Origin of the sequence: Tabrizicola sp. (assembly GCF_036781545.1) — a bacterium.
Classification (GTDB): Bacteria; Pseudomonadota; Alphaproteobacteria; order Rhodobacterales; family Rhodobacteraceae; genus Tabrizicola.
This window is the reverse complement of the sequence record NZ_DAIQAT010000007.1, coordinates 52,256-59,381: the sequence shown is the minus strand read 5'-3', so window position 1 is coordinate 59,381 and position 7,126 is coordinate 52,256. Positions and strand designations below refer to the sequence as shown.

7 protein-coding genes are annotated in these 7,126 nt (G+C 68.7%); 5 read left to right on the top strand and 2 right to left on the bottom strand.

Translation table 11 applies throughout. The features are described from left to right. Positions 1 to 225 precede the first annotated feature (225 nt). The 3 genes from V7Q39_RS02990 (at position 226) to V7Q39_RS02980 (ending at position 3,517) form a co-directional block, all read left to right on the top strand. Positions 226 to 1,284, top strand: coding sequence for a YcaO-like family protein (locus V7Q39_RS02990; RefSeq protein ID WP_333814884.1), 1,059 nt, complete (start codon positions 226 to 228; stop codon positions 1,282 to 1,284). 33 nt (positions 1,285 to 1,317) lie between these two features. Further along, on the top strand, positions 1,318 to 2,949 hold the full coding sequence (locus V7Q39_RS02985; RefSeq protein WP_333814882.1) for a peroxidase family protein: 1,632 nt from the start codon (positions 1,318 to 1,320) through the stop codon (positions 2,947 to 2,949). An 88-nt stretch (positions 2,950 to 3,037) separates the two neighbouring features. Continuing rightward, on the top strand, positions 3,038 to 3,517 hold the full coding sequence (locus V7Q39_RS02980; RefSeq protein WP_333814880.1) for a hypothetical protein: 480 nt from the start codon (positions 3,038 to 3,040) through the stop codon (positions 3,515 to 3,517). A gap of 66 nt (positions 3,518 to 3,583) precedes the next feature. On the opposite strand, the gene aroB is transcribed toward V7Q39_RS02980, so the two are convergent. Continuing rightward, positions 3,584 to 4,699 (bottom strand): 3-dehydroquinate synthase, encoded by a 1,116-nt coding sequence (aroB, locus tag V7Q39_RS02975; protein ID WP_333814887.1) that lies wholly within the window; start codon positions 4,697 to 4,699, stop codon positions 3,584 to 3,586. Next, positions 4,696 to 5,295, bottom strand: a complete 600-nt coding sequence (locus V7Q39_RS02970) for a shikimate kinase (protein ID WP_333814879.1) — start codon at positions 5,293 to 5,295, stop codon at positions 4,696 to 4,698. The genes aroB and V7Q39_RS02970 overlap by 4 nt, the downstream gene beginning before the upstream one ends. A 134-nt stretch (positions 5,296 to 5,429) precedes the next feature. On the opposite strand from V7Q39_RS02970, the gene V7Q39_RS02965 reads away from it, so the two are divergent. Both V7Q39_RS02965 and V7Q39_RS02960 read left to right on the top strand, forming a co-directional pair. Then, positions 5,430 to 5,564, top strand: coding sequence for a hypothetical protein (locus V7Q39_RS02965; RefSeq protein WP_333814877.1), 135 nt, complete (start codon positions 5,430 to 5,432; stop codon positions 5,562 to 5,564). Beyond that, positions 5,554 to 7,122 carry a hypothetical protein gene (locus tag V7Q39_RS02960; protein WP_333814876.1) on the top strand — a complete coding sequence of 523 codons (1,569 nt, stop codon included), beginning with the start codon at positions 5,554 to 5,556 and terminating at the stop codon, positions 7,120 to 7,122. The genes V7Q39_RS02965 and V7Q39_RS02960 overlap by 11 nt, the downstream gene beginning before the upstream one ends. Positions 7,123 to 7,126 lie beyond the last annotated feature (4 nt).

Here is a 7,126-nt window from a genome sequence, read left to right as displayed (position 1 = left end):
CCGATTTCGAGACCCGCATGATCGCCTCGCCCGTCGCGACCTGATCGGCCAGCGCGTCGCTTTTCAGCTTGAAGAACCCTGCCATTCCGCCCTCTCTCTCTGTCGTATGGTCTGTGGTCACCTAGGGACCGACTGTTCGGTGGGTCCGTGATGACACCGTGAAATGCCCGGCGCAGCGCCGACTCCGGGCTTGAACGTTTCCGGCAACCGCCCTCCAATGCAAGCATGAAACCGACCCCGGCCGAGATGATTGCACGGATCAGCCATGCGCTGGAACCTGACTTCAGTGTCCTGCCGCTTCATGCACCGGAAGCGCCCCTGTTCCTGGCGGTGGCCCTGCCGCAGGACGAGGGTGCGACCGGGCTGAAGCCGCGGCTTCCGGCGGGGCGGGGGATGACGACCGGGCAGGCGATGATCGCGGCGGGGGCCGAGGCGCTGGAATTGCGGGCGAGCCTGGCGCAGCGCCACCTGGCCGGACTGCAGGCCTTGCCGCGACAGGACGGGGTGGCGATGGTGGCGGCGACCGATCTCCTCAGCCGCGAGAGCGTGGCCGTGCCCGCGCAAGCCGTCTATCTCGACTGCGCGGCGGCGCTGGCCGAGCCATTGCGGGAGGATGCCGATTCCACCGGCTGCGCGGCGGGGGCGGACACTGCCGCCGCGCTGGCCGTGGCGCTGTGGGAATGCGTGGAGCGGGATGCGGTGGCGCTGTGGTGGCATGGCGGGCGCCAAGGCGCTGCGCTGGGACTGGAGGTGATCGACGCCCACCAACCCCGGCTTTACTGGTGGCTGCACCAGCGGGCACGGCGGACGCAGCTTCTGGACCTGACCTCGGATATCGGGCTGCCGGTGGTGGCGGCCGTCTCTTCGGATGCCGATGGCCGGGGGGTCGCCACCGGCACGGCGGCGCGGCCCTCGCTCGCCGATGCGGCGCTGGCTGCCGTGACCGAGATGGTGCAGACCGAGGTAGGCATGGAGCTTGCCCGCGCCGCGGGAGATCCGGAGGTGATGGCCTGGACCCGGCATGGCTCGACCCGCGACCAGGTGCAGTTCCGGGCGGGCGCGGCGCGGGACAGCGCGGCCCTTCCGCATCAGGCGCTGTTGACGCGGCTGGCGGGGCTGGGGCACAGGGCACTGGCGGTGGACTTGACCCTGCCGGGCGATCCACTGGCCAGCGTCCGGGTGCTGGTGCCGGGCCTGTGCGCAATGCGGGGGCGGACAGAGGTGCCGCGCTTTGCCCGGCTGTGTCCGGGCGTCGAGGGCCCTACCCTTCCCGAGCCCTACTGAAGGACCGCCATGCCAATCGGCAGCACGCACAACATGCTTGACCAGACGGGCACGGCTTCGGCCTCGCAGTCGCGCTACATCTACCTCTTTCCGGATCTTGCGGGGGCCGAGACCGTCGGCTGTTTCGCGGGCACCACGCCACGCCAGACCTGGGAGCGGCTGCGCAGCTTCGAGGTCGCGACGCGGGTGCCGCTCAGCAACATGCCGGTCCTGCAGATGCGGCTGCCGCCGCACTACACCTATTTCGGCCAGTTCGTGAACCACGACATCTCGGCCCCGGTGGGCGATGTCGTGTCCCACGCCGGTCAGGCGCCGCTGGGCGTGGTCGGCGCGGTGGATCCGCCGGGGCTGGACCGGGCAAAGCGGGCAGGACTGGCGGTCATCCTGGGCAATTTCGCCAACGAACACCCCGAGCCCCTGATGCTGGCCAGCCTTTACGGCGACGGGCCGCAGAGCACCGATCCGGAGATCAGGGCGCTTTACGAGGATGGCAAGCGGTTCCGGCTGGGCCGGACCCGGCGCGAGGCGGACGGGGTCTTCACCAACCTGATGCTGGATCCCGCGCGGGTGATCCGCGCCACCGGGGCGCCCGACCTTCCCCGCGCGGGCGGCCTGCCGCTGATCGCCGACCGGCGGAACGACGAGAACCTGATCCTGAGCCAGCTGCATCTGGCGCTGATGCTGTTCCACAACAAGGCGGTGGCGGCACTGGAGCCGCAGTTCGCCGACCCTGTGGAGTGCTTCCGCGAGGCGCGGGCGCTGGTGACGCGGCACTATCATTGGCTGATCCTGAACGACTACCTGCCGCAGCTTCTGTCGCGCGACCTGCCCCGGCCCTTCGCCCGTTACGCCTCGCGCCTGACCGAGGCGAACCGGGTGCCGCTGGAATTCACCACGGCAGCGTTCCGCTTCGGGCATTCGATGGTCAGCGAGGCCTATGATTTCAACGCGAACTTCGGGCTCGGGGGCCGGATCTCGCCCAAAGGGGCGCGGCTGGAGGAGCTGTTCGCCTTCACCTCGCGCCGCAACATGGCGCAGGCAAGGCCGGGGCTGCCAGAACTGCCGGATCATTGGGTGATCGACTGGGACCGGATGACCCGGCTTCTGCCCGGCCGGGCGGTGCCGGGCCGCGAGTTCGGCACCGCCGAGCGGATCGACCTGAGCTTCGCCCGCGACATGCTGAACCTGGTGGGCGACAGCGACGTGGCGGTGCATGGCTCGATCCTGTTCCGCAACCTGATGCGCGGCTTCCACCGCCGCATTCCCTGCGGCCAGGTGCTGGCCCTGCGCTATGGCGTGGCGCCCCTGACCGAGGCCGAGGTGCTGGACGCCCTGCCCCTGGAGACGCAGCCGCCGGTCGGAAAAAGCCTGCGGCAGGTCGCCGGGGAAATGGGACTGCTGGCCGAGACGCCGGCCTGGCTCTACTTCCTGTGCGAGGCGCGCATCCGCGAGAACGGCGACAGGGTCGGCGCCACGGCGAGCCATATCATCGCCGATACGATGGTGGGGCTGATGCAGCTCAATCCCGGCTCGCTTCTGAACCAAGCGGACAGGTGGCACCCGCGCCAGAGCGTGCTGACCACGCCGGGGGCCGAAGGGCTGACCTCGATCCGCAAGCTTCTGCGCTTTGCGGTAAAGGATACGGTGCTTCCAGCAGAGATGTGACCAGGCGCGCGCGGCAAGGCGGGCCCGCCCTCTGGACATGGCCCCCAATTCGATTCATAGACGCGCGATCCCCGGAGACGACCCGCCCATGATCGCCGATCAGTCCCTGTCCCGCCCTGTCCGCGCCAAGGCGCTTGCCCTGGCCTTTGTGCTGCCGCTCGCGGCCTGTGCCAGCGGCACCAGCCCGATGCAGCTTTACCCGCTGCAGGGGCCGATCGCCGACAAGGACCCGACGCTGGTGATCCAGGCCACGGCACAGAACACCAGCAGCACCTCGGGCGAGTTGACCTTCCGGCTGCCGGAGCGTGGCAAATGCGTGGGCACCTGGTCTTCGCTGACACCCCGCACGGTGTCGAACTCGAAGGGCATGTCGCTGACCTGGAAGAAGACCGGCGGCGAGGTGGGACGCGAGGTCGAGACGGTCGCAGGGGTGAACAACGGCGAGATCTACGCGGTCTGCGCAGATGGCACGCGGGTGCAGGGCACCTTTGTCATCGGCTCGGGCACGGCCAGCGGGACGGGCCAGGCCTCGGACACCAACGGCAACGTCTACAAGCTGTTGTTCTGATCAGGGGCGAGCCGGGCACTTACCCAAGGATTTTACAGAAAATTCTTGGGCTTGCACAGTGCATCCTCATATTCCGCGAAGCGCGTCGTCCAGTACGGCGCGGACGGTGTCGCCCGGCACGTCGTCGGCCACGAAGGCCTCGCCTATGCCGCGCGCGAGGATGAAGCGCAGGCGGCCGTCCACCACCTTCTTGTCCTGCCCCATCAGCGCAATCATCGCATCCGCACCGGGCAGGTCGCCCGGGATGTCACGGATGTCGACCTTCATCCCCATGGCTTTCAGATGTGCGCGGACACGGCTGGGGTCTTCCTGACTGCAGAGGCCGAGGCGGGCGGACAGCTCGAAAGCCAAGGCGCAGCCGATGGCGACACCCTCGCCGTGGAGAAGCCGGTCGGAATAGCCGGTGGCCTTCTCCAGCGCATGGCAGAAGGTGTGGCCGAGGTTGAGAAGCGCGCGCTCGCCCTCCTCGGTCTCGTCGCGGCTGACGATCCCGGCCTTCATCTCGACCGACCGGGTCACGGCCCGCAGCCGCGCCGCCGGGTCGCCCGCCCGGATCGCCGGGCCGTCGCGTTCCAGCCAGTCGAAGAAATCCGCGTCGCCGAGAAGGCCGTATTTCACCACCTCGCCATAGCCCGAGAGGAAGTCGCGGTCCGGCAGCGTTGAGAGCACGTCGATATCGGCCAGCACCAGGCTGGGCTGGTGGAAGGCGCCGACAAGATTCTTGCCCTGCGCAGTGTTGATCCCGGTCTTGCCGCCGACAGAACTGTCGACCTGGGCCAGAAGCGTCGTCGGCAGCTGCACGAAGCGCACGCCCCGGCGCAGAATGGCGGCGGAAAAGCCCACCAGATCGCCGATCACCCCGCCACCCAGCGCAAGAACCACATCCTTGCGCTCGACCTTTTGCTCCAGAAGCCATTCGGTGCAGCGGGCAAGGTTTTCCCAGTTCTTCGTCCCCTCTCCCGCCGGAAGCGCCAGCGCGGTGGAGGCGATCCCCTCGGCCTCCAGCGCCGCGGTCAGGCCCGCCAAGTGTCGGGCGGCCACGGTTTCGTCCGTTACCACCGCCACACGCTTGCGGCGCAGGAGCGGCGCGATCTCGGCCCCCGCCCGTGCCAGAAGGCCGGGGCTGATCCGCACCTCGTAGGAGCGTGCGCCCAAGTCAACCGCAATTGTGTTCAAGATCAGACCTCCAGCACGTCCGGCCGCCCATGCAGCGCCTCGACTACCCGGGCAGCCATCTCCTCGACCGAGCGTTCGGCGGCGCTTTCCACCGTGATATCGGCCTGCGCATAGAGCGGCTGGCGGCGCTCGTAAAGCTCGCGCAGCGTCTCGCGCGGATTGGCGGTGCGCAACAGCGGTCGCGTCGTCTTGTGCCGAACGCGCTGCCAAAGAAGCTCCAGATCGGCCCGGAGCCAGACCGAAACGCCGACATCGTGGATCAGCGTCCGGTTGGCTTCAGAGAGGAACGCGCCGCCACCGGTGGATAGCACGCAAGGCGTGCCGCGCAGGAGACGGCCGATCACCTCGGTCTCGCGGGCGCGGAAGAAGGGTTCGCCGTCACGCTCGAAGATCTCGGCGATGGTGCGGTTGGCGGCGCGGACGATCTCCTCGTCGGAATCGCGGAAGTCCACCCCCAGCTGGCGCGCGAGCGCGGTGCCGACGGCGGTCTTGCCCGCCCCCATCATTCCCACCAGAACAACCGTTTTCACCAGTCTGGCCATGGCTCTCCGTTTCGTGACCTTCGGGCAAGGGTTTGCCGAAGCGAATTCTTTCCCTCTCAATGGCGTGAACTTTCCCCGAATGCTATATACATTCGCAACGGAACCTGCGGTGGCCACCCGGACGGGCGGACAGGCGCGGCAAGAAAGCCGCCCGGATCAAGCCGGGCGGGAGAGGACCGAGGAAGGGCATTCGGATGGGTCGGATCATCAAGGTTTTGGTGGTGCTGGTGATTTTGGGCTTCATCGGCCTGACGGTCTTTGCCTATCTGGGCGACCTTGCGCCGCAGCAGAGTGAAGTGAAGAAGCCTGTGGTGTTGAATGCGGACTAGTGCGGTCGGGTTTGTTTTCGGTCTGGTGCTGGCCGCCCCTCTGTCGGCGCAAGAGGCCAAGGGTTCTGGCGGGCCGCTTTCGGCCATCGATTGGTTGTCGCAATCGGTAGCGACCCCGGCGGTAGCGGCATCACCGGGGGTTGATACGGTCATCGACGAGCCGCCGGTGACCAAGGCCGGGGGCGCGCTTCCGGCTGTGGTGACGACATCCGCGCTTGACGGGCCGTCACCGGACGGGGCGGGCCTCATCGCGCCGAAGGTCTCGGGCCTGCCGCATGACCTCTGGGGCGCGGGGCTGACGCATGAGATCGCCGAGCGGCTGGTCACGCATCCCGACGACGACCTGCCCGCCCTGCGCCAGCTGTTCCTGACGCTGCTCTTGGCCGAGCTGGATGCCCCGGTCGATGCCGGCGGCAGGGGCGAGCTGTTGCAGGTGCGGATCGACAAACTGCTGGCGCTTGGCGCGCTGGAACAGGCGGCCGCCCTGATCGAGGCCGCGGGAACGCCTTCGACTGAGCTTTTCCGGCGAGCATTCGACGTGGCGCTGCTGACCGGAGCTCAGGACCGCGCCTGCCAGTTCATGGCGGACGAGCCGCATCTGGCGCCCACCCTGCCCGCGCGCATCTTCTGTCTGGCGCGGTCGGGCGACTGGGACACGGCCGCCTTGACCATCCGCACCTCGAAGGCGCTGAACCAGATCACCGCGGACCAGGAGACGCTGCTGTCGCGCTTCCTCGACCCCGACCTCTACGAGGGCGATCCGGTGCCCCCGGCGCCGGTTCCGGTGACGCCGCTGGACTGGATGATGTATGCCGCCATCGGCGAGCCCCTGCCGACCGAAGGCCTGCCCATCGCCTTTTCCTATGCCGAGCTTGGCCCCCGCGCCGGCTGGAAGGCGCAGGTCGAGGCGGCGGAACGGCTGACGCGGGCGGGGACGATCCCGCCGAACGTGATCCTGGGGCTTTACACCGCGCGCGACCCGGCGGCTTCGGGCGGGGTCTGGGACCGGGTGCGTGCGTTCCAGAACTTCGAGGCGGCGCTCTCTTCCGGCGACCCGGCGCGGGTGACGGCGACCTTGCCCGAAGCCTGGGCCAAGATGCAGGAGGCGGAGTTGGAGGTTCCTTTCGCCACGCTCTTCGGCAAGGCCTTGCAGGAAATAGCGCTGACCGGCGAGGCCGCCGAGATCGCGCTGCGGGTGGGCCTCTTGTCGCCCTATGCCGAAACCATCGCCCGCCGCATGAAGCCCGCCTCGGCGGAGGATGCCTTCCTGCTTTCGCTCGCCGCCGGGGACCCGAGCTTGGTCCTGCCGCCCGACAGTCTGGGCCGGGCGATTGCGGCGGCTTTCCGCGAACCCACGCCCTCGACCGAGGCCAAGGCGCTGCTGGAGGGCAACCGCAAGGGCGAGGCGATCATCGTCGCCATCGACAACATCGGGCGCGGGGTTCAGGGCGACCTCCGCGGTGTCACCGAAGGCCTGTCGCTTCTGCGGCTGGCCGGCCTTGAAAGCGTGGCGCGGCGCACGGCGCTGGAGCTGATGATCCTGGAACGGCGGGGCTAGAGCC